The following is a 24,755-nucleotide window of genomic DNA, read 5'->3' as shown; positions in this document are numbered from 1 at the left end:
ATGGCTGCACCTGCAGCTTCTTCGGACACTGCGTTGGATGTCGCATCGATACGGAAGGACTTCCCGATCCTGGGCCGAACGGTCCGGGACGGCAAGCCCCTCGTTTATCTGGACTCCGGAGCGACATCGCAGCGTCCCGTTCAGGTGCTCGATGCCGAACGTGATTTCCTGCTCACGTGCAACGCGGCGGTGCATCGCGGGGCGCATCAGCTCGCCGAGGAGGCGACGGACGCCTACGAGGACGCCCGCGCTGCGATTGCGTCATTCGTCGGTGCGCACGTCGACGAGATCGTCTTCACCAAGAACGCTACGGAAGCGTTGAATCTCGTCACTCACGTTCTCGGTGACGACAGGTTCGACCGTCACGTAGGCCCGGGTGACGAGATCGTGATCACCGAACTCGAACACCACGCGAACCTGGTGCCGTGGCAGGAGCTGGCGCGGCGAACGGGAGCGACGTTGCGCTGGTACGGCGTCACCGACGAAGGCCGCATCGACCTCGATTCGCTCGAGCTGACCGACGCGGTGAAAGTTCTTGCGTTCACCCACCAGTCGAACGTCACCGGCGCAGTCGCACCGGTGGAGGAATTGGTCCGGAGGGCACGCGCCGTCGGGGCGCTCGTGGTGCTCGACGCATGTCAATCGGTTCCGCACATGAGCGTCGACTTCCACGAATTGGACGTCGATTACGCCGCGTTCTCGGGGCACAAGATGCTCGGGCCGTCCGGGGTCGGCGTGCTCTACGCGAAAGCCGCGCTGCTCGCCTCGATGCCGCCGTTCATCACGGGTGGTTCGATGATCGAAACCGTCACGATGGAGAAGTCCACGTACGCCCCGCCTCCCCAGCGGTTCGAGGCCGGCGTTCCGATGACGAGCCAGGTGGTCGGGTTGGGCGCGGCAGTGCGATACCTCGAGCGGGTGGGTATGGACGCCATCGCCGCACACGAGCACGCGCTGGTGGCGAAAACGCTGGACAAGCTCGCCTCGCTGGACGGCGTGCGGGTGATCGGGCCGACCGACAACGTCCAGCGAGGATCCGCGGTGTCGTTCGTCGTGGACGGCGTCCACGCACACGATCTCGGCCAGATCCTCGACGACGATGGGGTTGCCATTCGTGTCGGACACCATTGTGCTTGGCCACTGCATCGGCGTTTCGATGTCGCAGCCACGGCACGGGCGTCCTTCGCGCTGTACAACACACTCGACGAGGTGGATGTGCTCGTCGCGGCCATCGAGCGGGCGCAACAGTTCTTCCTGAGCGGAGCGTCCGTCTGATGCGTATGGAGCAGATGTATCAAGAGGTGATCCTCGATCACTACAAGCATCCCCACGGGCGCGGTCTGCGCGAACCGTTCGGTGCCGAGGTTCACCACGTCAACCCCACCTGCGGCGACGAAGTGACCCTGCGGGTCCACATCGACGACGCCGGAATCGTTGCCGACGTCTCCTACGACGGTCAGGGCTGTTCGATCAGTCAGGCAGCGACGTCGGTCCTCACCGACCAGGTGGTGGGCCTACCAGTCGAGCGGGCGTTGACTGTCGTCGACGCGTTCAGTGCGATGGTGGGTAGCAGGGGTAGCGTCGACGGTGACGTCGATGTCATCGGAGACGGAATTGCATTCGCCGGAGTATCGAAGTATCCGGCTCGTGTGAAGTGTGCACTTCTGGGATGGATGGCTTTCAAGGATGCGGTTGTTCGCATAGTGGAGGCCCCTGCAGGATCTACAGGGCGCAAAAACGACGAGGAATCCGCACGATCCGGAGGACAGTGGACATGACCGAAACGCAGCAAACACAGCCGACGGAATCGACTCCAGCCGAATCCAGCCCAGCCGAATCGACTCCAGCCGAGTTGTCTATGGAGGAGATCAAGGTCCTCGAAGATCTCGAGGAGGCGATGCGCGACGTCGTCGACCCCGAACTGGGCATCAATGTCGTCGATCTCGGACTCGTCTACGACATCAAGATCGACGCCGAGGACATCGTGACCGTGGACATGACCCTGACCTCGGCGGCCTGTCCGCTGACCGATGTCATCGAGGATCAGGCGCGTGGTGCGTTGGTTCGAAGTGGCCTTGCCGCCGACCTCAAGATCAACTGGGTCTGGATGCCGCCATGGGGGCCGGACAAGATCACCGACGACGGGCGTGAGCAGCTCAGGGCGCTCGGTTTCACCGTCTGACACAGTCTCCGCCGATACGACCCAGGTTTACGCGCCTTTGCGAGCCTGGGTCGTTTTCGTGTCGGTGCCCTCGTCCGCGCTCTTCGCGGCAGGCTTCTTTGCCGGTGCCTTCTTGGTCGCTGCTTTCTTGGCTGGTGCTTTCTTTGCGGCGGTCTTGTTCGAAGGCGTCTCTTTCGCGGTGGTCTTCTTCGGGGTGGTCTTCTTTGCAGTGGCCTGCTCGGTCTTGGAATTCCTGCCGGCTGCCTCCACACTGCGTTGAAGCGCGGCGACCAGGTCGACGACCTCGGCATCCTCGCCGTCGTCGGAGGACTGCTGTTCGGTGTGGAAGACCTTCTCGCCGCCGTTGGCGATGGTGTCGTCGATGAGCTTGCGCAGTTCGATCTGGTAGTCGTCGGTGTATTCGGTGGGATCGAAGTCGGCGGACATACTCTCGACCAGTGTGGTCGCCATCTTCACTTCTTGCGGACGCGGTTTCGGGGCATCGTCGAGCGAAGGGAACTCTGCTGCTCTCACCTCGTCGGGCCACAGCAGGGTCTGGATCACCAGTGTCTCTCCGCGCACGCGCAATGCAGCCAGACGCGTCTTCTGGCGCAGGGTGAAGTGCACCAGTGCAGTGCGTTCGGTCTCGAGCAGGGTCTGACGGAGGAGGACGTATGCCTTGGGCGAGGACGAATCCGGCTCCAGGAAATAGCTCTTGTCGTAGATGATCGGATCGATTTGTTCGGTCGGAACGAACTCGAGCACCGGAATCTCGTGCTTCTCCGCTGCAGGAAGCTTGTCGAAATCCTCGTCGGTGAGCACGACTCGGTCGCCGTCGGGGGAGTCGTAGGCCTTGTCGATGTCCGCGAATTGCACGGAATTGCCGCATTCGGAACAGATTCGGTCGTACTTGATCCGTCCGCCGTCCTTGGCATGCACCTGGTGGAATCGGATGTCGTGCGTTTCCGTCGCCGAATAGACCTTGACGGGGACGTTGACGAGGCCGAAGGCGATCGAACCCTTCCAAATGGAACGCATGGGACTCATGATTCCCGAGAAGCGACCGAGATGTCGACCTTTGTGCCGCGATTTCCCTTTCCGATGAGGGTGCGCGCAATCGCCAGGCGTGCCGCAGTGGGCAATGACGGGAACATTCTCGTCATTGCGTGAGCCGTGCCGACGGCATCGGAACGTCCGGACAAATAAGCCCTCTGCAGCGAGGTCGGTAGGTCGAAGAAACTCGCGAAGAACTCGGGCACCAACTCGGGCGCGAGACCCAGAGTGGTCCTGAGCCCCAGATCACGCAGACGTCCCACCGCCCAGGTCGACACCGATCTGGTCCGACGCTGCGTGCGCAACGCATCGACGACGCCGTCGGTGGCGCAGAGTGCAGCGGCGACGCTGTAGCCGGTCGCGGGATGCATCGCCGAGGACCTGGCACCGATCCGCAGCACACCGCGCTCGCCCGGCTCGCGGGGCGGCGCCTGAACCGGAAACCGAACACGCTCGATGTCCTCGGTGCCTGCCAAGGTGACACCTCGATTGGCCAATCGCGTCTGCAGTCTCGCGTGCAGTTCTCGCGGGTCGAGCGGAGGCCTACCCACGAGGCAGGTCTCCTCGAGGAGAAACGAGTCCGATCCGAGCGAGACCGCGTAGAGAAAGCTGGGCACGGCGGCGGAATCGGTGCCGTTGTCCGGGCGCCAATCCATGAACCAGGCCCCCGACCCCTCCAGGACCGGTTCACCGATTTCGCGATCGACGATCACCCCGAACGCGGTCTGCTCGGCGAGACCGGCCACACCGGTGGACCCGCGCGCGTCGACAACCGTCCGCGCCCGGATGAGTGTCCCATCGGTGAGAATCACCGATGTCGGCGTGACGGCGGCGGCCGTGCCGGTCAGGGTCCGTGCCGTCGGGGCCGTGAGCGCATCTTGCAGGGCAGAAGTGTCGAGCACACAGTAGGTGCGGTCGATGGCGTGGCGTTTGGTGGTCCAAGCCGCGGGTGTATCGGTTACCGACGCGATCACGGCACGCGGCAGCCACTCGGGCAGCTCGTCCAACCACGCGGAGTACGTCGGAGTCCAGCGCCTCGCCGGGTGCGTATCGATCGCGATGACGTCCAAGCCCGCAGCGGCGGCACGGTGGGTCAGGGCACGACCGGCCGGTCCCAGACCCAGGACGACCACTTCGGCGCTGTGCGAGCCTGGCAACGGAGCGCTCACAGTCCGCCGGTTGCGAGCAACCCGCCGTCCACCCGGATCGTCTCGCCGGTGATCCACGACGCCTCTTCGGAGACGAGGAACCCGATGAGGCTCGCAACATCCTCGGGAGTGCCCAGCCGCTTCATCGGATACACCGAGGCGGCTGCGTCCTCACCGGCGGCGACCAGCGCCTCCGCGAACTTGGTCTTGACCACTCCCGGCGCGACCGCGTTCACCCGAATGGCTGGGCCGAGCTGCCACGCGAGTTCCTCGGTGAGCCGAATGAGAGCAGCCTTCGATGCGCCGTACGCGGCGATGACGCCCGTGGAGCGAAGGCCTGCAACGCTGGCCACATTGACGATGGCGCCGCCGTGTTCGCCCATCCAACCTCGATATGCTTCCTGCACGAATCCGAGGGTAGCCACGACGTTCGTGTCGAACAGCTTCTTCACGGCATCGAGGTCGGCGTCCATCAGCGCGCCGTACACCGGATTGATGCCGGTGTTGTTGATGAGAATGTCGAGCGAGCCGAACTTGTCGATGGTGTCGGCCACGGCACGGCCTCTCGAATCGCTGTCGCCCGCGTTGCCCGGTAGTGCGAGCACCTCGGCGTCCCCGGCGGCGGCGGTCTGCAGTTCGCGTGCGGCTTCGACGAGCGGTTCGGGCTTGCGGGCGGTGATCGTCACATTGGCGCCGCGGCGCAGCAGCTCGGCGGCGACGGCCTTTCCGATACCTCGGCTGGCTCCGGTGACGAGCGCCGTTCTGCCGGTCAGATCCATGCCGTGATGTGTCCTTGCCTCGCTCATGCGCCAGACGTTACCGGGGTCACCCTCCGAGATGGTCGAAGCACGCTGCGCAGGGGGTTAAAATGAGTGGTTGCTCGGGCCGCTGCAGGCCATCATCGATTCGGATCGCAGCCGGTACGGTCGGCAACAGTTCTGCACATGATCGACAATCGCTAGGAGTTCACGCGTGATTACCGCCACCGACTTGGAAGTTCGTGCCGGTGTCCGCACGTTGCTCACTGCTCCCGGACCCGCCCTTCGAATCCAGTCGGGCGATCGAATCGGTCTGGTCGGACGGAACGGGGCAGGCAAAACCACCACCTTGCGCATCCTTGCCGGTGAGGGTGAGCCGTACGCCGGATCGGTCGTCCGTACGAGCGACCTGGGCTACCTGCCGCAGGACCCCAAGGAAGGCGATCTGGACGTTCTTGCGCGTGACCGAGTGCTCTCTGCTCGCGGACTCGACACTCTGTTGCACAAGATGGAAAAGCAACAGGCCCTGATGGCCGAGGTTGCCGACGAGGCTCGACTGGACAAAGCAGTACGCAAATACGGCGAACTCGAGGACACCTTCTCCTCGCTCGGTGGGTACGCGGCCGAAAGTGAAGCAGCGAGAATTTCGAACAGTCTCGGTCTGCCCGATCGCATCCTCGGCCAGCCGCTGCGCACTCTTTCCGGTGGTCAGCGCCGACGCGTCGAGCTTGCGCGCATCCTGTTCTCTGCCTCCGACGGTAGTGGCGGTCGGTCGGACACCACACTGCTGCTCGACGAACCGACAAACCACCTCGACGCCGACTCGATCACCTGGCTGCGTGGATTTCTCCAGAATCACGAGGGTGGTCTCATCGTCATCAGTCACGATGTCGAGCTTCTCGGTGATGTCGTGAACCGCGTGTGGTTCTTGGACGCCGTTCGCGGTGAAGCCGATATTTACAACATGAACTGGAAGAAGTACATCGACGCGCGCGCCACCGATGAGCAGCGGCGTCGACGCGAGCGCGCGAATGCGGAGAAGAAGGCAGGTGCACTGCGCGTCCAGGCTGCGAAAATGGGCGCCAAGGCCACCAAGGCCGTTGCCGCACAAAACATGGCCAAGCGCGCCGACAAACTGATGGCCAATCTCGATGCGGAACGCGTGTCCGACAAGGTGGCGCACATTCGGTTCCCGGAGCCTGCCCCATGCGGGAAGACGCCGCTCATGGCCAAGAACCTGACGAAGATGTACGGCTCGCTCGAGATCTTCGCAGGCGTCGATCTCGCAATCGACCGCGGTAGCCGGGTGGTGGTTCTGGGGCTCAACGGTGCAGGCAAGACGACGCTGCTGCGTATTCTGGCCGGCACCGAGCGTTCGGATTCAGGGCAGATCGAACCGGGCCACGGTCTGCGGATCGGATATTTCGCGCAGGAACACGACACTCTCGACGATCGCGCCTCGGTGTGGGAGAACATTCGTCACGCGGCCCCCGATACCGGCGAACAGGAGCTTCGCTCGTTGTTGGGCGCGTTCATGTTCACCGGGCCCCAGCTCGAGCAGCCGGCCGGCACCCTGTCCGGAGGTGAGAAGACTCGTCTGGCGCTCGCCGGATTGGTCTCCTCCGCCGCCAACGTACTGCTCCTCGACGAGCCGACCAACAACCTCGACCCTATCTCGCGTGAGCAGGTCCTCGACGCACTGCGCAGCTACAAGGGCGCCGTCGTTCTGGTCACACACGATCCCGGTGCCGCGGAGGCTCTCTCACCCGAACGAGTCATCTTGTTGCCGGACGGCACCGAGGACCATTGGTCACAGGAATACCTCGAGCTCATTCAGCTCGCCTGATCCTCGCAACGGATTCGGCTGTTCGTCCCTGGCCGACGAGCTCGTCCTCTACCCTTGGTACACGGGGGTCTCAGTAAGTGGTGTGTCGCTGACTGGAGGGACCATGGCGGTAACGCGAGCGCGAAAAGCCGGATCCGGTGAAGGCCGCGATTCGTCTCGATTGTACGCCAAAGGTACTCGTATCACCGGTGATTCGCGCGACCGTCTTCAGTCGACGCTGAAGAAACAATACGAGGCCGGCGCCAGCATTCGGTCATTGGCCGAAAGTACCGGGCGATCCTACGGATTCGTGCACAGAGTGTTGGAAGAATCAGGCACCGTACTTCGCTCGCGCGGCGGACCGAACCGAAAGCGCGCGCTGTAGCGAAACGTCGCTGCTACGACGCCGATGTGTCGTTCTTGCGCACCGATTCCTCGACGAGGTCGAGCACCGCCGATAGGTTGTGGCCACCTTGACCGGATGCGATACGCGCGACCAAGCCGTCGAGTACTAGATCGAGGTAGTCGACCATGACGTCCTGGGGGATGTCGTCCCGCAGACGACCGGCAGTCTTCTGTCGCTCGAGGCGGGCGTGAGTGGCGTCGGTCAACTCTGCCGACTTCTCCGCCCAGCTCCTTCTGAAGTCCTGATCGGTTCGTAGCCTTCGCGCGATCTCGAGCCGCGTTCCGAGCCACTCGAAGCGATCGGGTTGCTCGAGAATGTCCCGCATCACCTGCACCAGACCCTGGGTCGCTGCCACCTCGGCCATTCGACGAGCATCTTCCTGCGCGAGAGCGAGAAACAGGCCGTCTTTGTCCTTGAAATGGTGGAAGATCGCGCCCCGTGACAGTCCGGTGGCGTCCTCGAGGCGCCGAACTGTCGCGCCCTCGTAGCCGTACTCGGCAAAGCATGTTCGCGCACCGTCGAGGATTTCGCTCCGCCGCGCAGCCAACTGGTCTTCACTGACCTTGGGCACCTGTTCGTTCCTACTCTCGGTACAGGCGCTCTTGGTTGGAGCGCTCTCGCGGACGTGCACGAAGGACGATGGGCCCGGAAGCAGCACTTCCGGGCCCATCACAGTGTCGGCAGTTCGGTTACCTGACCGGTCAGCCCGCAACCATGTTGCGCAGCACGTACTGCAGGATGCCACCGTTGCGGTAGTAATCGGCTTCGCCGGGGGTGTCGATTCGAACGACTGCCTCGAACTCCACCTTGGTGCCATCGGTCTTCGTGGCAGTCACGGTGACCGTCTTCGGTGTGGTTCCGTCGTTCAGCTTCTCGATGCCGACGATGTCGAAGGTCTCCGTGCCATCCAGCTTGAGCGACTTCGCACTCTCGCCCTCGGGGAACTGCAGGGGAACGACGCCCATTCCGATGAGGTTGGAGCGGTGAATGCGCTCGAACGACTCGGTGATGACGGCCTTGACGCCGAGCAGCGAGGTGCCCTTGGCGGCCCAGTCGCGCGAGGACCCGGAGCCGTATTCCTTGCCGCCGATGACGACGAGAGGGATGCCGGCCGCCTGGTAGTTCTGCGAGGCGTCGTAGATGAATGCCTGCGGGCCACCGTCCTGGGTGAAGTCACGCGTGTAGCCACCCGACACGTCGTCGAGCAGCTCGTTCTTGAGCCGGATGTTGGCGAACGTACCGCGGATCATGACCTCGTGGTTTCCACGACGCGAACCCAAGGAGTTGTAGTCCTTGCGCTCGACACCATGCGAGTCGAGATACTGAGCGGCGGGCGTTCCGACCTTGATGGGACCTGCCGGGCTGATGTGGTCGGTGGTGACCGAGTCGCCGAGCAACGCCAGCACGCGTGCACCCTGAATGTCCGATACAGGTGCCGGCTCCATCGTCATGCCGTCGAAGTACGGAGGCTTCCGAACGTAAGTGGAGTTTTCGTCCCACTCGAATGTGTCGCCCTCGGGGGTGGAAAGATTCTGCCAACGGCTGTCTCCGGCGAAAATCGTCTCGTACGAGTTGCGGAACATGTCCTGGCTGATCGACGACTTGATCGTGTCGTCGATCTCCTGTGCAGAAGGCCAGATGTCCTTCAGGTACACGGGATTGCCCTCGTGGTCCTTGCCCAGCGGGTCGGTCTCGAAATCGAAGTCCATGGTGCCTGCGAGCCCGTACGCGATGACGAGTGGCGGCGAGGCCAGGTAGTTCATCTTGACGTCGGGGGAGATGCGGCCTTCGAAGTTTCGGTTGCCGGACAGTACCGCGGCGACCGTGAGGTCGTTGTCGTTGATGGCCTTCGAGACGGACTCGGGGAGCGGCCCGGTGTTGCCGATACACGTCGTGCATCCGTAGCCGCCGAGGTAGTAGCCGAGCTTTTCGAGGTACGGCCAGAGACCGGCCTTCTCGTAGTAGTCGGTGACGACCTGCGAACCCGGAGCCATGTTGGTCTTGACCCACGGCTTGGTCGACAGACCCTTCTCCACGGCATTGCGTGCAAGCAGCGCCGCGCCGAGCATGACCGATGGATTCGAGGTGTTGGTGCAGGAGGTGATGCCCGCCACGACGACTGCGCCGTGGTCGAGAACGAACTCGCCGAGTTCGTCGGAGACCACCTGGATGGGCTTCGACGGACGTCCCTCGGCGCCGTTGGCGGCCGACTGAACGTCGACGGCGCCATCGTCGGCGAAGGTGAGCGTGGCGGGGTCGGACGCGGGGAAGGACTCCTCCACTGCCTCGTCGAGCTGGGTGTGCTCGGTGGGGTAGTTCTCCTCGACGTAGTTGTGGATGTCCTTGCGGAACGCCACCTTCGATTCGGAGAGGAGGATGCGGTCCTGTGGACGCTTCGGTCCCGCGATGGACGGCACCACGTCACCGAGATCGAGTTCGATGTACTCGGAGTACACCGCTTCGTTCTCCGGGTCGTGCCACATGCCCTGTTCCTTGGCGTACGCCTCGACGAGTGCGAGTTGCTCGTCGCTGCGGCCGGTGAGGCGCAGGTAGTTGATGGTCTCTTCGTCGATCGGGAAGATTGCTGCGGTGGAACCGAATTCGGGGCTCATGTTGCCCAGGGTTGCGCGGTTCGCGAGGGGTACCTCGGATACGCCCTTGCCGTAGAACTCGACGAACTTTCCGACTACGCCGTGCTTGCGGAGCATCTGAGTGGCCGTGAGCACCACATCGGTTGCGGTGACGCCCGGCTGAATTTCGCCGGAGAGCTTGAATCCGACGACACGGGGGATGAGCATGGAGACCGGCTGGCCGAGCATGGCTGCCTCTGCCTCGATGCCGCCGACTCCCCAACCGAGGACGCCGAGACCGTTGACCATGGTGGTGTGCGAGTCCGTGCCGACGCAGGTGTCGGGGTAAGCCTGGCCTCGGCGCGTCATGATGGTCGGCGCGAGGTACTCGATGTTGACCTGGTGCACGATTCCCATGCCCGGGGGGACGACCTTGAAGTCGTCGAACGCGCCCTGGCCCCAACGCAGGAACTGGTAGCGCTCACCGTTGCGCTCGTACTCGAGGTCGACGTTGCGCTCGAGCGCATCGGACTGGCCGAAGACGTCGAGGATGACCGAGTGGTCGATGACCATGTCGGCCGGGGAGAGCGGGTTGACCTTGTTCGGGTCACCGCCGAGGGTGGTCACTGCCTCGCGCATGGTCGCCAGGTCGACGATGCAGGGCACTCCGGTGAAATCCTGCATGATGACGCGGGCCGGGGTGAACTGGATTTCGATACTCGGGTCGGCGGAAGGGTCCCACGACGCAATCGAGCGAATATGGTCGGCGGTGATGTTGGCACCGTCCTCGGTGCGAAGGAGGTTCTCCGCGAGGACCTTCAGTGCGTAGGGCAGCTTCTCGGCGCCGGGCAGGGCGGAGAGGCGGAAGATCTCGTAGGAGTTCTCTCCGACTTGGAGGGTGCCCTTTGCACCGAACGAATCATTACTGGCGGTCACTTCAGCTCCACTCGTCTTGAGGCACACCGCCGACAGGGCTGTGTCGACGGTTGAAGCGAGGCGTACCTCGCTACCGTTGGGCGCGGGTTGACGTCTCGACTTTCGAGTCTAACAGTACGCTTGTCCTGTTGAACTGGAGGGCATACCCGCATTGCTGCACGAATGTCCTCGCGATGACGATCTTCGTGCAGTTCCACCCTGTTCGCAATGCAGGGGAGCCTCACTCGTACCGGGCGGTGCAACGGGAGTCGCGGGCCGAGTGTGGCGGTGACGTAATGTTCTGCCGGTGAGCCCTCGCTCACCGCGAAGTGCCTCGTTGCCCCGCCGACTCCGCTACACCCGTCTGGACGAAATGAATGCCTGAACCGATCCTTACCATTGTTCCGCTGGCGGCCGACGTTCCACCGGACGTCGACGTCGACGCCATCGTGGCGGACGTCGCCGCGACAGGTGTCAGCGCGCCGGCGTCGATCGAAGGCGAGTTGCAGGCCGCCGTTGCCAGAGCCGAGGACAATGGCATCGACCTTGCAATAGTCGTCGTGGAGAACAGTGTGGGGCACGACTCGCAGCTGCGGGATCTCGCAACGGCCGTCGGAGCAGAGGATGGCGGTACCGTCCTGGTGCTGGGCCCAGGCCAGGTCGGCAGCTTCAGTGACTCCATCAGTCGAGTGGTCCTCGAGGCAGGACAGGATCGCACGTATACCGGCGATCCGGCGGTTGCAGCCGACAACTTCGTCGACACGCTCGTCGGGCCGCAGGAGCCGTGGGCGTTGATCACGGGTGTACTGATCCTGTTCGTCGCCGGATGCGCAGCGGCGACGGCCGCAGTGAAGGTGCGCCGAAGGTCTGTGGGAATCTCGCACCCGCAGGCGCCGAGCGAGGACAGTGTCAGCGTCGGCGATCGCTGAGCCACGCGGCACGAATGGTCTCGCGCGCTGAACAGGCGCCATTTTCGACAATGCCCCGGCCGGACGGTCGGGGCATTGTCGCGTTCATGAGCAGCCCCTGGGAAAAAGTCGCAAAAATTGTTTCCGATAAACGCCGAGTTCAGCGCATTTCCGCACGTCGAATTACATATGTGTACTTTGTGACTGGAGTTTCATTAGGGTGCAAAGTGTCGTACGGTGCCATTGGCACTGCTGGGGAAGGAGTGTCGCAGAAGGGCTGAGGTCCACTCGAGTTGACTCGGGGGGCCGATGCTTCGGGTGTTGCCGACGGTGGCACCTGTCGTATTGCTGCGTGCTCTCTCCCTGCCCGGCGCGCTGAGAGTCATCCGACTAGCGTCTCGAACTCTCCGTGGTCCGGCGTCGACGTTTCCTGTGGAACCGTCGCGAGCGCCGGGACCGAGGGAGACATTTGTGAGACCACGAGCTTTCGGCGGCACCCGCCGCAGCCAGTTCTCGAGATCTGCGCGCGTGATTGTCGGTGCCGGCGTCGTCGTCGCGCTGATGTGCGCCGTGTCCGGTACCGCCGCTGCCGTACCGCCGCCACCCCCCAATCCGTCCGACACCGCCATCGTCGCGGCCGGAACCCGCGTCGAACAACAGCTCGGTACCGTCGGCGCGCTCATCGACCAGGTCGCCTCAGCCAATCAGCAACTGGCACAACTCGACGCGGACGTCGCGATCAAGCGTGAGGACGTCAACAAGGCACTCGTCGACCTCCAGAACGCCCGCAGTGCTGCCGACGTAGCGGCGCAACTGGTAGTCACTGCGCAACAGGCGCTCACCGATGCAGGCGTGCAGATCCAGGCGGCCCAGAAGAAGTTCAACGATTTCGCGGTGTCGAGCTACACCCAGGGAACCGGTGTGGCATCGGTCTCGTCGTTCCTGGGTTCGACTGGCCCGGATGACGTGCTCGATCGCGCTCAGGTGCTGGCGATGTTGTCCAGCAGTCAGAACGCCGTCCTCGACGGGCTGCAACGCGCGCGAACCGAGCAGGCCAACCGCGATTCGGCAGCCCGAGAATCCCAACAGCAGGCTGACGCCGCCGCCGCCGAGGCCGAGGCCAAGAAGGGCGAGGCAGAGCAAGCCATCGCGACCGCACGTGCCGCGCTGCAAGCCCAGGCCGAGCAGAAGGCCGCGATCGAAACCGAGCGAGATTCGGCGCAGAGCCAACTCGCCGCAGCGCGATCGGACGTCGCAGGTCTCCAAGGTCAACGGGTGGCGTACACGGCCTGGGAGCAACAGAAGGCCGCCGAGGATGCGGCGATCGCTGCCGCAGCTGCCGCGGCGCGGGAAGCCGCCGTCGAGGCCGCAGCTCGGGTGGCGGCCAACCAGGCTGCCGCCGCAGCAGCGGCAGCCGCAGCGGCTGCCGCGGGGCAACGTTCGCATACCGATATCGACGACACCGACGACACCGACGACACCGACGACACCGACGCCAGCTCACCCTCGTCGACCACCCAGCCGTCCACCACCCAGCCGTCCACCACCCAGCCGTCGACCACCCAGCCGTCCACCACCCAGCCGTCCACCCAGCGGAGCGTGACTCCGTCGACACCCGGGACGTCACGTGACTCCGGGCGGTCCGATTCCTCACTCGTGGGCAGTGCGGCCATCGAGTTGGTCATCGACCGGGGCATGTCGCAGCTGGGTGTGCCCTATTCATGGGGTGGCGGTGACGAGAACGGTCCAACGAAGGGCATCCGCGATGGCGGGGTCGCCGATTCCTTCGGTGATTACAACATCGTCGGTTTCGATTGTTCCGGACTGATGATCTACGCATTCGCCGGTCTCGGAATCTCGTTGCCGCACTACACCGGCTATCAGTACACGGCGGGCAAGCAGGTTCCCTCATCCGACATGAAGCGCGGCGACATGTTGTTCTACGGTCCGAACGCGAGCCAGCACGTTGCGCTCTACCTCGGTGACGGAAAGATGCTCGAGGCTCCTCAATCCGGCAGCATCGTCAAGATTTCCCCCGTGCGATATGGGGGGATGACCCCGTACGCCGTGCGGATGGTCTCCTGATATACGGGTGAGGACGCACTGCAACGCAATGCTCCGAGACGTGCGCCGGTACCGTGGGCAGTGACCGACGCCGCAGGGCGTCATCACCTGGGATAGTCGACGGGGGAGCGCAGTACGTGCCCGCGACTCGGTACGAGCGAAAGCGGTGGATTCTTGGTGGCATCACGTGAGGGCGGCAGTTCGGCGAGCGGCAGTTCGGCGAGCAGCAACTCTGCGAGCGGCAACTCGTCGAGGCCCGAGTCGAACGCGCAGGGCTCGAGCCGTGCCGAAGTGGCCGGACTGGAGCAGGACGTCCGAATCCTCGAAAAGGCCGTGTACGAAGTCAAGCGGGTGATCGTCGGCCAGGATCGTCTTGTCGAGAGGATCCTCGTGGGGTTGCTCGCACGCGGGCACGTCCTGCTGGAAGGCGTTCCGGGCGTCGCGAAGACGCTTGCTGTGGAGACGTTCGCGAAGGTCGTCGGCGGTTCGTTCTCCCGTGTGCAGTTCACCCCCGACCTGGTGCCCACCGACCTCATCGGCACCCGCATCTATCGGCAGGGGCGCGAGGAATTCGACACCGAGCTCGGTCCTGTAGTCGCCAACTTCGTGCTCGCGGACGAGATCAACCGTGCACCCGCGAAGGTTCAGTCGGCGCTCCTCGAGGTCATGGCCGAACGCCACGTCACCATCGGCGGTAGGACGTTCCCGATGCCGGATCCGTTCCTGGTGATGGCAACTCAGAACCCGATCGAGAACGAAGGGGTCTACCCGCTCCCGGAAGCGCAGCGCGATCGGTTCCTGTTCAAGATCGTCGTCGATTACCCGACGGTCGAAGAGGAACGCGAGATCGTCTACCGCATGGGAACGGAGGTTCCAACGCCCAGACAGATTCTCGACCCGGAAGAGCTGGTGCGGCTACAGAAGGTTGCAAGTTCGGTATTCGTCCATCACGCCCTGGTCGATTACGTTGTCCGTGTCATTGCCGCGACCCGAAAGCCCGAGGATCTCGGCCTGCACGATGTCGCGAGCTGGATCGCATACGGCGCCTCGCCCCGCGCAACGCTGGGCATCATTGCGGCCTCGCGCGCCCTCGCGCTGCTTCGCGGCCGGGATTATGTCGTTCCCCAGGACGTGCTCGAAGTCATTCCGGACGTTCTGCGGCATCGTCTCGTGCTGTCCTACGACGCGCTCGCGGACGAAGTGACGCCCGAGGATGTCATCACCAAGGTGCTGCAAACCGTCGGGCTTCCGCAGGTGGCGCCGCAGGCTGTCGGTGGCGCGCAGAGTGCCCCCCAGCAGCCTCCACCGATGCAACAGTCGCCCATGCAGCCCCAGCCGATGCAGTCGCAACCCATGCAGCCGCAACCCATGCAGCCGAAGCCGATGCAGCCGTCTCAGGCGGGTGGACCCATGCTGGACAAGTCTCCCGGAAACAGTCCCGCCCCGGGTAGCCAGCAGCAGTGACCGGGGCATTGGGCGGGAGCGCCGGCCGCGATGTGGGCCAGTCGTCCGAGTACACCGACGCTCCCCGACACGAGGGTCGTCCACCCTCCTTTCGAAGTGGTGAGCTACACGATCCCACCCTCGCTGCCGCGCTGCGCACCCTCGAGTTGACGGTTCGTCGCCGACTCGACGGGGTGCTGCACGGTGATCACCTCGGGCTGATTCCCGGACCGGGATCCGAACCCGGTGATGCGCGTGAATATCAACCCGGTGACGACGTTCGTCAGATGGACTGGTCGGTGACCGCGCGCACGACGCATCCGCACGTGCGCCAGTCCGTCGCCGATCGAGAGCTCGAAACCTGGATGGTGGTGGACCTGTCCGCCAGCCTCGATTTCGGCACCACAGGTTGCGAGAAGCGAGATCTCGCAGTTGCCGCAGCTGCCGCCATCACTCACCTCACCGGCGGTGGCGGCAATCGAGTCGGCGCTGTGGTCGCGACGGGTGCCCGAACCACCCGGATCCCTGCGCGAGGTGGCCGAACCCATGCTCAGGCGATGTTGCGGACCATCGCGACGACGCCCAGTGCGGCAGACGGCGTTCGGGGGAATCTTCGGGAGGCCATCGAGTCGCTTCGGCGACCGCAGCGTCGGCGGGGGATGGCTGTCGTCATCAGTGACTTCCTCGGCCCGATCGACTGGGAACGTTCACTACGCGCCATCTCCGCGCGACACGACGTGCTGGCAGTGGAGGCGCTCGACCCTCGCGACCTCGAACTTCCCGATGTAGGAGATGTCGTGCTGCACGATCCCGAGACCGGGCGCACCCGCGAGTTCAGCACCACCCCGCGCCTGCGTGCGGATTTCGCGGCGGCTGCGGCGGCGCACCGCTCGGACGTGGAGCGCGCACTGCGTCGGTGCGGCGCACCTCGACTGACCCTTCGTACCGACGGTGACTGGATCGCCGATGTCGTGAAGTTCGTATCCGCTCGTCGGCACACCATGGGAGCCAGTGCCGTCAATACTGCTCGGGCAGGTCGCCGGTGAGTCTGTCGCAGTTCTCCTCACCGTGGTGGCTTCTGTTCCTGATCGTCGTCATCGGCCTCGTCGTCGGGTACGTCCTCATGCAGCGTCGACGTCAGAAGCACACGCTGCTGTTCTCCAACATGGAATTGCTCGAGACCGTCGCGCCCACCCGCCGCGGGTACGAGCGTCACGTCCCCACCGCCCTCGTCCTGGTGGGCCTGATGCTGTTGACGGTGGCGCTCGCCGGGCCGACCTCGGATCAGCGCGTCCCGCGCAACCGCGCCACAGTCATGCTCGTCATCGATGTGTCGTTGTCGATGGAAGCCACCGACGTGGAACCGTCGCGGCTGGCGGCGGCTCAGGAAGCCGGAAAATCGTTCGCCGACGGTTTGACACCCGGCATCAACCTCGGTCTCGTTGCGTTTGCTGGAACGGCCTCGGTACTGGTATCGCCGACAACCAACCGTGAAGCGACCAAAGCGGCCATCGACAAATTGCAGCTGAGCGAACGTACGGCTACGGGCGAGGCCATCTTCACCTCTCTGCAATCCATCGACACGCTCGGTGCGGTGCTGGGTGGCGGCGAAGCAGCTCCGCCAGCTCGCATCGTTCTGTTGTCGGATGGCAAACAGACTGTGCCGGAGGAACCCGACGATCCCCGCGGCGCCTACACCGCGGCGCGCGCGGCCGCCGAGAGGGACGTGCCGATCTCCACCATCTCGTTCGGGACCAGCTATGGAACTGTCGACATCGAGACCGAAGCGGGCTCGGACAGAGTGCCCGTCCCGGTGGACGACCCCTCACTGCGTGAGATCGCCGATCTGTCGGGCGGTAGCTTCTTCACTGCATCCTCACTCGAGGAGTTGCGCGCGGTGTACGACACCCTCGAGGAGCAGATCGGGTTCGAGATCACCCGTGGCGATGCGAGCCGTCCGTGGTTGATCCTGGGAGTTCTGTTCACCGCCGCGGGCTTGGGTACGGCTTTAGTTCTCCGCCAAAGACTGCCCTGACTTTTGAGAAATTTTGCCTGATTTGCTGTTAGTAATCACCAGTAGTCCTACTTTGTCTCCGACGCACCAACAGATAGGTTGCAGGCATGTCTTCACCCGACTTCACCCCCCGTTCGGTACTCGTCACCGGAGGTAATCGAGGCATCGGCCTCGCCATCGCGCAGCGTCTCGCTGCAGACGGCCACAAAGTTGCTGTCACACACCGCGGTTCAGGCGTCCCAGAAGGCTTGTTCGGTGTGATCTGCGATGTTACCGATTCCGAGTCCGTCGACTCCGCGTTCAAGGAGGTCGAGGAGAAGCAGGGTCCGGTAGAGGTCCTCGTGGCAAACGCCGGCATCACCGACGACACGTTGCTGATGCGGATGACGGAAGATCAGTTCCAGCGGGTCATCGATGCGAATCTGACCGGCGCTTTCCGGGTCGCGAAGCGTGCGAACCGTGCGATGCTGCGTGGCCGTTGGGGCCGAATGATCTTCCTGAGCTCCGTCGTCGCACTGGGCGGTGGACCCGGTCAGATCAACTACGCGGCGTCCAAGGCCGGTGTCATCGGTATGGCCCGCTCGATCACGCGTGAACTCGGTTCGCGTTCGATTACCGCCAACGTCGTTTCTCCAGGCTTCATCGAAACCGACATGACTGCCGAGTTGCCCGACGATCTGCGTAGCAAGGCCAAGGAATTCATCCCGCTTCAGCGTTTGGGCCAGCCCGAGGACGTGGCTGCAGTGGTGAGCTTCCTCGCAGGACCCGACTCCGGGTACGTCTCGGGCGCTGTCATCCCGGTCGACGGCGGTATGGGCATGGGTCACTGACCTGCTTTTCTCATTTCATTCGATCTGTTAGGAACACACATGGGCGGACTGCTCGAAGGCAAGACCATTCTCGTGACGGGCATCATCACCGATGCTTCGATCGCGTTCCACGCCGCTGCTATGGCGCAAAATCAGGGCGCGAAGGTGATCATCACCGGCTTCGATCGGCTGCGGCTGATCGACCGAATCGCGCAGCGCCTTCCCCAGCCGGTGCCGCCGGCCATCGAACTCGATGCCACCAACGAGGAGCATCTCGCTGCGCTGGCCGACCGGGTACGCGAGTTGGCACCCGAGGGTATCGACGGTGTGCTGCACTCCATCGCGTTCGCACCGCGCACACTCATGGGACCCGACGCCAAGCCGTTCCTGGACGGCCCTGGCCCGGACGCGTCGAAGGCGTTCGAAATCTCGGCGTGGAGCTACGCCTCGCTTGCCCGCGCCGTCCTTCCGGTCATGAACGAGGGCGGTTCCATCGTCGGCATGGACTTCGATCCGCGCACGGCGATGCCGTACTACAACTGGATGGGAGTGGCGAAGGCCGCTCTGGAATCGGTCAACCGCTATGTAGCCCGAGAGGTGGGGCAGGCCAAGCGGATTCGGTCGAACCTCGTCGCAGCCGGTCCCATCCGCACTCTCGCAGCGAAGGCTATTGCCGGAACCGCCACCGATGATGCGAAGAAGATGCAGCAGCTCAACGAGTACTGGGACGGCGCGTCACCGATCGGTTGGAACTACGACGATCCGACCGTAGTGGCCAAGTCCATCGTGGCATTGTTGTCCGACTGGTTGCCCGGAACCACCGGTTCGATCATCTACGTCGACGGCGGCGCCAGCCACAACACGTACCTGCCCGAAGGTATGTGAGCCCGCGCGCTCGAGGGTGAGATCCCTGGCTGACCATGGGCTTTCACCCTCGAGCGCAGCGCGTTTTTCGGTCACATGCGGGTTTGGCGCACAATGGAGAGATGACGACGTCCTCGGCATACGACGCCCTTCTTCTCCTGTCGTTCGGTGGCCCCGAAGAGCCCGCCCATGTTCGCCCGTTCCTCGAGAACGTCACTCGTGGCCGCGGCGTGCCCCCCGAACGGCTCGACGCAGTCGTCGAGCATTACATGCATTTCGGTGGTGTCTCACCCATCAATGCGCTCAACCGCGACATCATCGGCCGCATCGAAGCCGAATTGGCTGCCGCGGGAATCGAACTGCCGGTGTACTTCGGGAACCGCAATTGGCATCCGATGGCGGAGCACACCGTTGCGCAGATGAAGGCGGACGGGGTCGAGCGAGCACTCGTGTTTCCCACATCCGCGTGGGGCGGCTACTCGGGATGTCGGCAGTATCACGAGGACATAGCGCGCGCTCGAGCCTCGGTGGGTGACGGTGCCCCTGACATGGTGAAGATCAGGCAGTATTTCGATCACCCGGTGATGATCGCGTCGTTTGCCGATGCCATCGAGGCCGCGCTCGCCGCGCTGAACCCGGCGGCACGAGCAGGGGCCAGGCTGGTGTTCACCGCACATTCGATTCCCAGTGCCGCCGATGCCCACGCAGGCCCTCCTGCCGACGGCGGTCACCTCTACAGCCGTCAGGTCGCCGACGCGTCGAGGCTCGCCGCGGCTGCAGCCGGGATCGACGACTACGACGTGGTCTGGCAGTCCCGTTCCGGCCCGCCTCAGGTTCCATGGCTCGAACCCGATATCTGCGACCATCTGGAAAAGTTGGTCGGCACCGGCGTCGAGGCGGTGGTTGTCTGCCCGATCGGCTTCGTGTCCGACCATCTCGAGGTGGTGTGGGACCTCGACACCGAAGCGGAAGCGAAGGCGAAAGAACTATCGATGGACTACGTCCGAGCGGCCACCCCAGGCACAGACGTCCGTTTCGCGAAAATGGTTGTGGAACTGGTCCGTGAGTACACCGACGGCGCCGACGCGCGCGGTATCGGCGCAGTGCCGGGCTACGGTTCGACCACCAATGGGGCGCGGTGCGCCGTTGGGTGTTGTGAGCAGCCGACACGACCGGCACGGCCGTCGGCCTGATCTCAGCCGATCATGTGCGCTGCACGCACGTCTGCACCGTCGCTGCGACGGCGCTGAGTCTGGCAGATCGGACGGCACCCCACAACGGTCGCAGCAAGTCTTCTCGGGCAGCTGCCGCGCCGGCGGTGGGCGCCTCGGTGGGGGCATGACGCTGGGCGACCGACAGAATCGCTGCGACGCGGTCCGCGGACTCCATCACTCGAAGAACTCGCTCGGATGTGCCGTCCGGATAGCGGTGGCGAGCCATCTCCGACATCGCACTCTCGATCCGAGCGCGCGCATTGCCGTCCGCGGATCTCGTCGGTAGTACCTGCATGGATCCCAGGGCGTCCGCGGCGCCGCGGACAGCGTCACGCATGGAGTACTCGGCTTGACCGAGCGAGTACTCGCGCACGTAAGGAGAGGTGATGGGGACCGAGAAGACCGTCCAACGAAGAACATCCGGACCTTCGACTGTCGGTACGAAGCCGAGGCCCGTCGTATCCGAGTGCCCGACCACCACAGCCTGCCCAGCAACAAGGGCTGCGCGAGCGAAGTCGCTGTTCGGGGGTAGGTTCTCCACCGCTCCCGGCGCCGGCAGAAGTAACTCGATCACAGCGTCGGCGCTGGTGCGCGGGACGTGTTTGCGGACAGCCGTCAAGAGCGCGGCGACGCCGTCCGCGCGGGGACTCGGCCACGACAGTCCCGTAGCGCCCGCGGTCCGATCGTCGGCCGCCGCGATCAGGTGCATCGGCGCCCACTCGGACAAGGCGTCGATGACGTCGTCGGACGCGCTGACACCGGCCAGCCACGAGCTGGCCCACAGGGTGAGGCTTGCGCTTGGAGAACTCACGACTGCCAAGCATAGGTCGGCGTGGCGCGCGGCGCTTCCTACACGGGGTCGCTACGGTGTCTGCCGTGGCAGACATCTATGGCGGCGACATTCTTTCGGGGCACAGCCGTATGCGCAAGGTTCCAGCGCCCGAGGTGCCTGCGGAGCGAGGTCTGGTTGTCGAGGACGCCGCCAGTGGGTTCTGCGGTGCGGTTGTCGGGTTCGAGAGAACGTACGACGGTGACTTTGTCAGGCTCGAGGACGCTGCGCGTACGACGCGTCTGTTCGCGTTGCGTGAGGCGGCGTTCCTGATCGACGGCAGACGAGTGACGCTCGTGCGCGTTCGCGCTGCAGCGAAGAAACCAGCGGACACCCGGTCGGCGTCCGGTTCGACGAAAGTCGAGGGCGTCCGGGCGCGGACTGCTCGGGCAAGCCGAATCTGGGTGGAAGGGGTGCACGACGCCGCCCTCGTCGAACGGGTGTGGGGGCACGATCTGCGCGTCGAGGGTGTTGTGGTGGAGCACTTGGAGGGCTTGGACAACCTGGGGGAGCGGCTCGCCGATTTCGGGCCCGGGCCGGGACGTCGTGTCGGCGTGTTGGTCGATCACCTGGTGGAGGGATCGAAGGAGTCGAAGCTGACCACCTCCCTCGGACCGCATGTGCTCGTTACCGGTCATCCGTACATCGACGTGTGGGAAGCTGTGCGGCCCAAAGCGGTTGGTATTTCCGCATGGCCGAAAATCCCGCGCGGGCAGGACTGGAAGACCGGTATCTGCCGGGAGCTCGGGTGGGGGTCGCCGAGGGATGGTTGGCGACGCGTCTATTCGTCCGTGTCGTCGTTCCGCGACCTCGAGGCACCCCTGATCGGTGCGGTCGAGCGTCTCGTGGATTTTGTGACAGAGCCGTAGTTTCCAGGTCGTAGCCTGGTCCACCGCCAGCTGTCCGATTTGTGGTTGTATGGACTCTGTGGCGGCGATTATCTGGCTCATCGCAGGAGGTCTCCTTGCAGCGGCCGAAGCGCTGACGGGAGATTTTTTCCTGCTCATGATTGCCGGCGGCGCGTTGGCGACCGCCGGCATCTCCGCGGTGACGGACTTTCCGGTGTGGGCAGATGCAGTGATCTTCGCGCTCGTGTCGTTGGCCCTCGTGCTCGGTGTGCGTCCGATACTGCTTCGCAAGTTCGCGTCGCCCCCAATCCTGACCACCGGCGTCGCCGCGCTGTCCGGCAAATCGGCGCTGGTGCTGGCCCAGGTGTCGGCAACCGAAGGTCAGGTCAAGATCGATGGTGACGTGTGGACTGCTCGCCCGCTCGACGACACCGAGGTGTACGCGCCGGGGACGACCGTGACCGTAATGGAAATTGACGGCGCAACAGCTGTCGTATGGAGGGGAATCTAGTTTCATGGAAGCACTGATAGTTCTGGGCGTCATCGTCTTTCTCGTAGTCGTCCTGCTCGCCAAGTCCGTTGCACTCGTCCCGCAGGCAGATGCAGCCGTCATCGAACGGCTCGGCCGCTACTCCAAGACCGTCTCCGGTCAGCTCACGTTTCTCATTCCGTTCGTCGACCGCATTCGTGCCAAGGTCGATCTCCGCGAACGTGTCGTCTCGTTCCCTCCCCAGCCCGTGATCACCAAGGACAACCTCACGGTGTCGATCGACACGGTCGTCTACTTTCAGGTGACCAACCCGCAGGCCGCGGTCTACGAGATCAACAACTACATCGTCGGTGTCGAGCAATTGACCACCACCACGCTTCGCAACGTCGTCGGCGGAATGACGCTGGAGGAGACGCTCACCTCGCGTGATTCGATCAATGGCCAGCTGCGCGGCGTACTCGACGAAGCCACGGGTCGATGGGGACTGCGAGTGGCACGTGTCGAGCTCAAGAGCATCGACCCGCCGCCGTCGATTCAGGAATCGATGGAGAAGCAGATGAAGGCCGACCGTGAGAAGCGTGCGACCATCCTTACCGCCGAGGGTCATCGGGAGTCTTCGATCAAGACGGCGGAGGGCGACAAGCAGAGCCGCATCCTCGCGGCGGAGGGTGCCAAGCAGGCGTCGATTCTGACTGCCGAAGGTGAGCGCCAGTCCAGAATCCTTCGTGCACAGGGTGATCGCGCTGCGAAGTACCTGCAGGCCCAGGGGCAGGCCAAGGCCATCGAGAAAGTATTCGCCGCGATCAAGTCCGGCAAGCCCACGCCCGAGCTCCTGGCCTACCAGTACATGCAGACACTTCCGCAGATGGCGCAGGGCGATTCGAACAAGGTGTGGATGATTCCCAGCGACTTCGGCGATGCGTTGAAGGGTTTCGCGAAGACGTTGGGTGCACCCGGCGAGGACGGCGTTTTCCGCTACGAGCCGAGTGAAACCTCCGGTGACGAGACGAAGCCCGTCGACGACTCCGAAGAAGTTGCCGAGTGGTTCGAGACGAAGAGTGATCCGGCGGTGGCAGAAGCCGTCGCGGCCGCCGAGGCTGTGGCCAGAACGCCTGTCGATACCTCGCTCAAGCCCGATCCGAGCCTGGCCAAGGGCCTGGGTCTCGGTCTCGGTGAACTGGAGCCGGGTCTGCCGGAGCAGTCACCTCTACCGGAACAGCAGTAGGCACCAGCTCAGCTCACTAGGCCGAGGCCGATACCGCAGACCGCGACGGCCCACATGACGCTGGCGAAAGTCCCGATGATGAATTGTTCGGACGCCGACGACACCTGTGTCGTCGGCGTTTCGGTCGGCGGATCTGTTCCACGCAGTTCCGGATAACGCGCAAGGCCCTTGACGGCCAGGACGATCGCTATTCCCTCCGGCCATCCCGCCAGAATCGACACCGCCACTGCGGTTCGTTCGAGGGCCCCGATCGTCTTCCCGCCGTGCAACGGTCCAGCCGATGCTGGTCCAGGGGGTCCGCCTGGTTCTGGTGCGCCGTCTCTTCGCGCTATCCGGAAAACAGCCGTGACGATCGCAGATCCGCCGACGACGGCAGCTGAGACGGTGACGACATATGTTGCGGCCAGTGCGAAACCCTGTGCCGGGTCGGTCATGGCGCCGGTGATCGCGGCCAGTGCCAACAGGGCTGCAGACACGGCGGCGTTTACCCAGTGCGGTATCGACGGGCGTGAGGGAACGACGGTTGCGGCTGCGGAGAGCACAAGTAGCAGCAGCGTTATGAAGGTCATGTGTCTCCCGGCTGTTCGTTCGAAGCATCGCTGGTGTCGGTGAGAAGGTGTTCGACCAACGTGCGACCGTTGGCTTCGATACTCCACCTCGCCACCGACAATCGTTGCGACATCGCCTGCTTGGAGATCCCGAGTAGGTCTGCCGCGGCGGTCTGGGTGTGCCCCGCATCCATCAATTCGCAGGCCTGGTGCCCCTGTTCGGTGCGGTCCAGGATGAGCATCGCCAACAGCGTCAGTGCAGTCTCGGCGTCGAGAGCACGACCTGTCGTGCGTGAATCCGCAGCGGTGATCGCGAGCCTGGCCGGCGCATTCTTTGCCCGAGTGACGGCGTCGCGGGCTGCCTCGAATGCCGGGCCGCGTCCGGCACGCGTGCTGGTCGGTAGCGGGCGCTCGACCGAACCGACTCCGATTCCCACGCTCCAGTTACCTGTGCGAACCAGAGTCAGTGTGATGTCCACGACGGTGCGGGCGCCTGCCGGTGTGCCGTCGACTACAGCCTGTACCTCGTCACCTGCGGTTCGCTCGAACGGCCGGCGGAGCTGAAGGTGGTGCATGTCTGCGAGCAGGTCCTCGACGCGGTCGACATCACGTCGACTCCGTCGCTGGTCGATCGTCAACACGAACATCAGTCAAGGCTATAAG

The 24,755-nt window shown here is 64.1% G+C and carries 24 protein-coding genes; 16 read left to right on the top strand and 8 right to left on the bottom strand.

Features of this window, described 5'->3' with window-relative positions:
* Genes KVY23_RS10395 through KVY23_RS10385 form a run of 3 tightly spaced genes read left to right on the top strand, consistent with a single transcriptional unit; the run spans window position 1 to window position 2,182 of the window.
* Window positions 1–1,275 (top strand): cysteine desulfurase, encoded by a 1,275-nt coding sequence (locus KVY23_RS10395; protein WP_230556340.1) that lies wholly within the window; start codon window positions 1–3, stop codon window positions 1,273–1,275.
* A complete protein-coding gene (gene sufU, locus KVY23_RS10390) occupies window positions 1,275–1,778 on the top strand; it encodes a Fe-S cluster assembly sulfur transfer protein SufU (protein WP_230556339.1) in 504 nt (167 codons plus the stop codon). The genes KVY23_RS10395 and sufU overlap by 1 nt, the downstream gene beginning before the upstream one ends.
* Window positions 1,775–2,182: a metal-sulfur cluster assembly factor gene (locus tag KVY23_RS10385; RefSeq protein WP_230556338.1), complete on the top strand. Its 408-nt coding sequence runs from the start codon at window positions 1,775–1,777 to the stop codon at window positions 2,180–2,182. The genes sufU and KVY23_RS10385 overlap by 4 nt, the downstream gene beginning before the upstream one ends.
* A gap of 27 nt (window positions 2,183–2,209) precedes the next feature.
* Here KVY23_RS10385 and KVY23_RS10380 read toward each other — a convergent pair whose 3' ends face one another.
* Genes KVY23_RS10380 through KVY23_RS10370 form a run of 3 tightly spaced genes read right to left on the bottom strand, consistent with a single transcriptional unit; the run spans window position 2,210 to window position 5,168 of the window.
* Window positions 2,210–3,199 (bottom strand): Ku protein, encoded by a 990-nt coding sequence (locus KVY23_RS10380; RefSeq protein WP_230556337.1) that lies wholly within the window; start codon window positions 3,197–3,199, stop codon window positions 2,210–2,212.
* A gap of 5 nt (window positions 3,200–3,204) precedes the next feature.
* Window positions 3,205–4,383 (bottom strand): lycopene cyclase family protein, encoded by a 1,179-nt coding sequence (locus KVY23_RS10375; protein ID WP_230556336.1) that lies wholly within the window; start codon window positions 4,381–4,383, stop codon window positions 3,205–3,207.
* Window positions 4,380–5,168: an SDR family oxidoreductase gene (locus KVY23_RS10370; RefSeq protein WP_230556335.1), complete on the bottom strand. Its 789-nt coding sequence runs from the start codon at window positions 5,166–5,168 to the stop codon at window positions 4,380–4,382. The genes KVY23_RS10375 and KVY23_RS10370 overlap by 4 nt, the downstream gene beginning before the upstream one ends.
* A 166-nt stretch (window positions 5,169–5,334) precedes the next feature.
* On the opposite strand from KVY23_RS10370, the gene KVY23_RS10365 reads away from it, so the two are divergent.
* Both KVY23_RS10365 and KVY23_RS10360 read left to right on the top strand, forming a co-directional pair.
* Window positions 5,335–6,966: an ABC-F family ATP-binding cassette domain-containing protein gene (locus tag KVY23_RS10365; RefSeq protein WP_206510646.1), complete on the top strand. Its 1,632-nt coding sequence runs from the start codon at window positions 5,335–5,337 to the stop codon at window positions 6,964–6,966.
* Between the two features lie 103 nt (window positions 6,967–7,069).
* On the top strand, window positions 7,070–7,330 hold the full coding sequence (locus KVY23_RS10360) for a helix-turn-helix domain-containing protein (protein ID WP_268994954.1): 261 nt from the start codon (window positions 7,070–7,072) through the stop codon (window positions 7,328–7,330).
* A 13-nt stretch (window positions 7,331–7,343) separates the two neighbouring features.
* On the opposite strand, the gene KVY23_RS10355 is transcribed toward KVY23_RS10360, so the two are convergent.
* Window positions 7,344–7,922: a TetR/AcrR family transcriptional regulator gene (locus KVY23_RS10355; RefSeq protein WP_075838702.1), complete on the bottom strand. Its 579-nt coding sequence runs from the start codon at window positions 7,920–7,922 to the stop codon at window positions 7,344–7,346.
* A 130-nt stretch (window positions 7,923–8,052) separates the two neighbouring features.
* A complete protein-coding gene (gene acnA / locus KVY23_RS10350; protein WP_230556334.1) occupies window positions 8,053–10,857 on the bottom strand; it encodes an aconitate hydratase AcnA in 2,805 nt (934 codons plus the stop codon).
* A gap of 356 nt (window positions 10,858–11,213) precedes the next feature.
* Here acnA and KVY23_RS10345 point away from each other — a divergent pair, with 356 nt between their 5' ends.
* From KVY23_RS10345 to KVY23_RS10310, 8 genes are all read left to right on the top strand, one after another.
* A complete protein-coding gene (locus tag KVY23_RS10345; protein WP_075838686.1) occupies window positions 11,214–11,765 on the top strand; it encodes a DUF6676 family protein in 552 nt (183 codons plus the stop codon).
* Window positions 11,766–12,215: 450 nt separating this feature from the next.
* On the top strand, window positions 12,216–13,829 hold the full coding sequence (locus KVY23_RS10340) for an NlpC/P60 family protein (RefSeq protein ID WP_374108714.1): 1,614 nt from the start codon (window positions 12,216–12,218) through the stop codon (window positions 13,827–13,829).
* A 156-nt stretch (window positions 13,830–13,985) separates the two neighbouring features.
* Window positions 13,986–15,272 (top strand): AAA family ATPase, encoded by a 1,287-nt coding sequence (locus tag KVY23_RS10335; RefSeq protein WP_374108713.1) that lies wholly within the window; start codon window positions 13,986–13,988, stop codon window positions 15,270–15,272.
* A 32-nt stretch (window positions 15,273–15,304) separates the two neighbouring features.
* The gene (locus KVY23_RS10330) at window positions 15,305–16,297 is read left to right on the top strand and encodes a DUF58 domain-containing protein (RefSeq protein ID WP_230556428.1); all 993 of its coding nucleotides are present in this window, start codon (window positions 15,305–15,307) and stop codon (window positions 16,295–16,297) included.
* Window positions 16,294–17,286 (top strand): VWA domain-containing protein, encoded by a 993-nt coding sequence (locus KVY23_RS10325; protein ID WP_206510644.1) that lies wholly within the window; start codon window positions 16,294–16,296, stop codon window positions 17,284–17,286. Before KVY23_RS10330 ends, KVY23_RS10325 begins: the two co-directional genes overlap by 4 nt.
* Before the next feature lie 86 nt (window positions 17,287–17,372).
* Window positions 17,373–18,095 (top strand): 3-oxoacyl-ACP reductase FabG1, encoded by a 723-nt coding sequence (gene fabG1 / locus KVY23_RS10320; protein WP_075837182.1) that lies wholly within the window; start codon window positions 17,373–17,375, stop codon window positions 18,093–18,095.
* Window positions 18,096–18,134: 39 nt separating this feature from the next.
* On the top strand, window positions 18,135–18,959 hold the full coding sequence (gene inhA / locus KVY23_RS10315) for an NADH-dependent enoyl-ACP reductase InhA (RefSeq protein ID WP_075837181.1): 825 nt from the start codon (window positions 18,135–18,137) through the stop codon (window positions 18,957–18,959).
* Window positions 18,960–19,060: 101 nt separating this feature from the next.
* A complete protein-coding gene (locus tag KVY23_RS10310; protein WP_230556333.1) occupies window positions 19,061–20,131 on the top strand; it encodes a ferrochelatase in 1,071 nt (356 codons plus the stop codon).
* Between the two features lie 10 nt (window positions 20,132–20,141).
* Here KVY23_RS10310 and KVY23_RS10305 read toward each other — a convergent pair whose 3' ends face one another.
* Window positions 20,142–20,963: a hypothetical protein gene (locus KVY23_RS10305; protein WP_230556332.1), complete on the bottom strand. Its 822-nt coding sequence runs from the start codon at window positions 20,961–20,963 to the stop codon at window positions 20,142–20,144.
* Between the two features lie 110 nt (window positions 20,964–21,073).
* Between KVY23_RS10305 and KVY23_RS10300 the strand changes: the two genes are divergently transcribed.
* The 3 genes from KVY23_RS10300 to KVY23_RS10290 are packed head-to-tail and all read left to right on the top strand — an operon-like array spanning window position 21,074 to window position 23,544.
* Window positions 21,074–21,850 carry a DUF3097 domain-containing protein gene (locus KVY23_RS10300; RefSeq protein WP_230556427.1) on the top strand — a complete coding sequence of 259 codons (777 nt, stop codon included), beginning with the start codon at window positions 21,074–21,076 and terminating at the stop codon, window positions 21,848–21,850.
* 58 nt (window positions 21,851–21,908) lie between these two features.
* Complete coding sequence (locus tag KVY23_RS10295) at window positions 21,909–22,340, top strand: NfeD family protein (protein ID WP_075839762.1); 432 nt, start codon at window positions 21,909–21,911, stop codon at window positions 22,338–22,340.
* A gap of 4 nt (window positions 22,341–22,344) precedes the next feature.
* A complete protein-coding gene (locus KVY23_RS10290; RefSeq protein WP_230556331.1) occupies window positions 22,345–23,544 on the top strand; it encodes an SPFH domain-containing protein in 1,200 nt (399 codons plus the stop codon).
* A gap of 8 nt (window positions 23,545–23,552) precedes the next feature.
* Here the strand turns inward: KVY23_RS10290 and KVY23_RS10285 are convergent, their stop codons facing one another.
* Both KVY23_RS10285 and KVY23_RS10280 read right to left on the bottom strand, forming a co-directional pair.
* On the bottom strand, window positions 23,553–24,113 hold the full coding sequence (locus tag KVY23_RS10285; protein ID WP_230556330.1) for a hypothetical protein: 561 nt from the start codon (window positions 24,111–24,113) through the stop codon (window positions 23,553–23,555).
* Window positions 24,110–24,739 (bottom strand): hypothetical protein, encoded by a 630-nt coding sequence (locus KVY23_RS10280; RefSeq protein ID WP_230556329.1) that lies wholly within the window; start codon window positions 24,737–24,739, stop codon window positions 24,110–24,112. Before KVY23_RS10280 ends, KVY23_RS10285 begins: the two co-directional genes overlap by 4 nt.
* Window positions 24,740–24,755: the final 16 nt, after the last annotated feature.

The organism is Rhodococcus sp. I2R, from assembly GCF_020889545.1.
Lineage (GTDB): Bacteria > Actinomycetota > Actinomycetes > Mycobacteriales > Mycobacteriaceae > Rhodococcoides.
The sequence above is the reverse complement of the archived record's forward strand: the minus strand, read 5'-3'. Positions and strand labels throughout refer to the sequence as shown.

Coding starts and splice junctions, on each gene's coding strand:
- KVY23_RS10310 (WP_230556333.1), top strand. CDS start 19,061: ATGACGACGTCCTCGGCATACGACGCCCTTCTTCTCCTGTCGTTCGGT.
- KVY23_RS10290 (WP_230556331.1), top strand. CDS start 22,345: ATGGAAGCACTGATAGTTCTGGGCGTCATCGTCTTTCTCGTAGTCGTC.
- KVY23_RS10285 (WP_230556330.1), bottom strand. CDS start 24,113: ATGACCTTCATAACGCTGCTGCTACTTGTGCTCTCCGCAGCCGCAACC.
- inhA (WP_075837181.1), top strand. CDS start 18,135: ATGGGCGGACTGCTCGAAGGCAAGACCATTCTCGTGACGGGCATCATC.
- KVY23_RS10370 (WP_230556335.1), bottom strand. CDS start 5,168: ATGAGCGAGGCAAGGACACATCACGGCATGGATCTGACCGGCAGAACG.
- KVY23_RS10380 (WP_230556337.1), bottom strand. CDS start 3,199: ATGCGTTCCATTTGGAAGGGTTCGATCGCCTTCGGCCTCGTCAACGTC.
- KVY23_RS10345 (WP_075838686.1), top strand. CDS start 11,214: ATGCCTGAACCGATCCTTACCATTGTTCCGCTGGCGGCCGACGTTCCA.
- fabG1 (WP_075837182.1), top strand. CDS start 17,373: ATGTCTTCACCCGACTTCACCCCCCGTTCGGTACTCGTCACCGGAGGT.
- KVY23_RS10280 (WP_230556329.1), bottom strand. CDS start 24,739: ATGTTCGTGTTGACGATCGACCAGCGACGGAGTCGACGTGATGTCGAC.
- KVY23_RS10300 (WP_230556427.1), top strand. CDS start 21,074: ATGCGCAAGGTTCCAGCGCCCGAGGTGCCTGCGGAGCGAGGTCTGGTT.
- KVY23_RS10360 (WP_268994954.1), top strand. CDS start 7,070: ATGGCGGTAACGCGAGCGCGAAAAGCCGGATCCGGTGAAGGCCGCGAT.
- sufU (WP_230556339.1), top strand. CDS start 1,275: ATGCGTATGGAGCAGATGTATCAAGAGGTGATCCTCGATCACTACAAG.
- KVY23_RS10385 (WP_230556338.1), top strand. CDS start 1,775: ATGACCGAAACGCAGCAAACACAGCCGACGGAATCGACTCCAGCCGAA.
- KVY23_RS10395 (WP_230556340.1), top strand. CDS start 1: ATGGCTGCACCTGCAGCTTCTTCGGACACTGCGTTGGATGTCGCATCG.